The 3003-nt window shown below is 44.2% G+C and carries 3 protein-coding genes; 2 read left to right on the top strand and 1 reads right to left on the bottom strand.

Translation table 11 applies throughout. The annotated features are described in order from the left end of the window. Positions 1 to 144: 144 nt before the first annotated feature. Entirely contained in the window at positions 145 to 615 is a 471-nt protein-coding gene (locus tag PSE7429_RS22345; RefSeq protein ID WP_144052568.1) for a hypothetical protein, read from the top strand. A gap of 79 nt (positions 616 to 694) precedes the next feature. On the opposite strand, the gene PSE7429_RS22350 is transcribed toward PSE7429_RS22345, so the two are convergent. Continuing rightward, positions 695 to 2431 (bottom strand): iron uptake porin, encoded by a 1737-nt coding sequence (locus PSE7429_RS22350; RefSeq protein ID WP_009629666.1) that lies wholly within the window; start codon positions 2429 to 2431, stop codon positions 695 to 697. A 204-nt stretch (positions 2432 to 2635) separates the two neighbouring features. On the opposite strand from PSE7429_RS22350, the gene PSE7429_RS22355 reads away from it, so the two are divergent. Then, positions 2636 to 2878, top strand: coding sequence for a DUF3493 domain-containing protein (locus PSE7429_RS22355; protein WP_009629667.1), 243 nt, complete (start codon positions 2636 to 2638; stop codon positions 2876 to 2878). The last annotated feature ends 125 nt before the right edge of the window (positions 2879 to 3003 follow it).

Raw genomic sequence — 3003 nt, forward strand, 5'->3', positions numbered from 1 at the left:
ACAGGTAGTTATACCAATTCACTGAAGTGTTGTCTCACTTCAGTGAATTAAAAAACAAACCCAGTAAGGTTTTGAGATTCCCAAAATGGCAACGCCATTTTGGGAATTGGTATAACTTGGTATTAGAAGGAGTTTGAACCATATTTGAGAGTGTTGAAGCGCTTCGGCTTCGGACTTCGTAACCAAGCGCTGCTCCTGTGCCAATGTTACCCGTTCGATCGCTTCCTGCTCGATGGCAAGCCTTGGGTCGATTATGAAGACGGTATCAACAAACAAGGGATACCCACATCCCAGAAACGACACCGATCGCTGAGAAGTTTTCAGCTGTTCCTAGGGCTTGGCTACACTGAAAAGCAATCAGGAGATAAGCGGATTAAAGCTCTGGGTGGCTCGGAAGTCACTAGAGCTAGCCTTTATGCTTGGGTACTTACCAGCGTCCTACCCGCCCGCCGCCAAACATCGTGGCTAGGTAATAAACTAGCTGAAGTTCACAACGATGGCTGGACTCTGAAAGGGTTGAAAGAAAGTAAGATTTCTGGAAAACAGAAAATCATTCGGATTTTATTCAAAGTGACTCGTATGCTTTTCTATGAGCTGTATAAAGAAACCAAGTAATTAAAAAAAGGGCGATCGCTAAATTAGCGATCGCCCTTTTCGTTTAAATGCTCTCAAAACTAACTAACAGGCTTTTGTCCTAGAATGAAAAAGTAGTTCTGATCGTACCGATAAATAGATTGCCATTATCAGAAACTTGATTTGGGTTAAGGATCCAGATAAATCCTGGGGTTATGGACAGATTGTTAGTGACTTGATATTTATAAAAAGCTTCAAGATGCCAGACTTCACTATTAGACAGAGGCAAGGAATTGCCCGCATATGTTCTTATACCTCTGAGAGTTGGTTCCACACCCGCCACAATTCCTAATAAATTCCCTTCTTTCCCAAGATTTGGAAAAGCGAAAGAAATGGCATAGTTCCAAATATCGGCATCTCCTAAGCTAAATAATCTTGCTGAGGTATAGCCAGCCCAGCCACCGACCACAAAATTGGGACTGAAGCGATAGGAAATCTGTGCGCCGTAGGAATTGCTCGAAACGGGAGTACTAGGAATGGTACTAGTCGCATCGGTGGGGATCAATCTCGCCCCTGCGATTAAATTTCCTAAAAAGCTGCCTGTTGCCTGACCTGCACCACCATAGCGAAATCCTCCCTGACCCGCACTTGTGCCATTGTAGGCAACCACATAGGTAAGTCCCGCTTTAAATTGCTCGGATGGCTGAAATACTAACTGAGCAAGAGCGGAATAATTGCCACCCGTTAATCCACTCCCCGTTGAACCAGTGGGTAAATTAGCAGTATTTGCCAAATAACCAAGATCGAGTTTAAAAGCATCGCTGATTTTGTAATTTAGTCCAATTCCCGCGCCATTACCATTGATGCCATAGATGGAATTGCGTTCGCCAAATCGAGACAACGCACCATTTCCACCGCCTTGAGCATCGAGATAGGGATTGATCGTATCCGCATAGTAAAAATGATTGCCGCCATTGGCAAATACGGTGACCCTCATGCGATCGCCTAGGGAAAAACTGTAGTCTAAAGCTTCGAGGAAAATTGAATTGTTATTAGTGGCTAAGGTCGAGTCATCAAAGCCCAAGCGCCCATCGTTACTAGCCAAGAGACTGGCAGGAGCAACTGCATTAGAAGTGGTTAATAAAGGTTGAGCGTTTCCCATCTGCAACCTCGTGCGTAAGCGATCGCTCCCTGTAAAACTAGTCAAAAAGTTCAAACGGACGCGGTTTTGAAAAACGATATTTTGCTTAGCAGGAGCAGTGCCTCCAAAGGGGCTAGCGATCGAGTCCCGTCCCGTAGAAACGCCGCTTACCGCCAAGATCGCCTCACCCGAAAGCTTGGTAGTAGTGGAAAATTGTTGGGCTTCGAGTTTAGTGGTTTTCGCCTCTAAGCTATCAACTCGACCGCGCAGAGTTGCAAGTTCGGCAGCAAATTCCTCTTGAAGCTTTTGGAGGGTTGCTAAGTCCTGTTTGCTAACTTTATCAGCTAACCCTGCGGCAATAATTTCATTGATTTTGTCCAAGCAAGCATTGAGCCCAGCCGCAAACTCGTAGCGGCTGAGGGCTTGCTTTCCCCGAAAGCTGCGATCGCTATAGCCAGCAATACAGCCATAACGCTCCACTAGGGATTGTAAAGCCGTGAAAGCCCAGTCTGTAGGACGTACATCGCTTAGCTGCGATATCGCATTAACTTGAGCGATCTCATTACTCTGAAGTTCTTGAGATTTTACTAGAGAGTCATTTTGCATGGTATCGAGTAGCTGCTGCGCATCTTTGCCCTCTGCCATAACAGGCATCGCGATCGCTAGACTCAATACCGAAATACCGCAAACCTTTAGCCAAAAATTATTAAGCAACATTTTTGATTGAAGTCCCTAAACCTAAACTGAAAATACTAAAAATACTAAAAACAGAAAATAAGTATCTCAACATAATTAAAATCCAGATCTAAAACCTGCGGCGCACGCGCAGCGTGCGCCGCAGGTTTTAGGATTTTATATTTAATTAAGCCCACTTATTTACTGAAAATAGAAAATACTGAAAATAATTCTACAATCAAAATTATGTCAAAACTAAATCCACAGCAATACAAGCGCTTAAAGCTCGAAGCCAAATCTCCTTACCGAGGTCTCCGTATATTTATTTATGCGGCTTTTGCTGGTTCAGGGTTTATTGGTGCGGTTGTTTTTTTGGCAAGATTAATTGCAGGGAAGGGAGAACTAGAAGCAAATTTGGGCAGCTTTGCCTTGCAAATTGGGGTACTAGCCTTGATGGTATGGCTTTATCGCATTGATCGAAGTAAGTAGTTCAGCATAAAAAAACAAAACAAGAGCGTACCGCCCGCTAAGCGGGCGGTACGCTCTTCTAGGTTTTAAGTTTACTTATAGCTGTCGCCAAGTGTACTAGGACATAAACCCCAAGAATTGACTGG

The sequence above is a fragment of the Pseudanabaena biceps PCC 7429 genome (assembly GCF_000332215.1).
In the GTDB taxonomy this organism is placed as follows: domain Bacteria; phylum Cyanobacteriota; class Cyanobacteriia; order Pseudanabaenales; family Pseudanabaenaceae; genus Pseudanabaena; species Pseudanabaena biceps.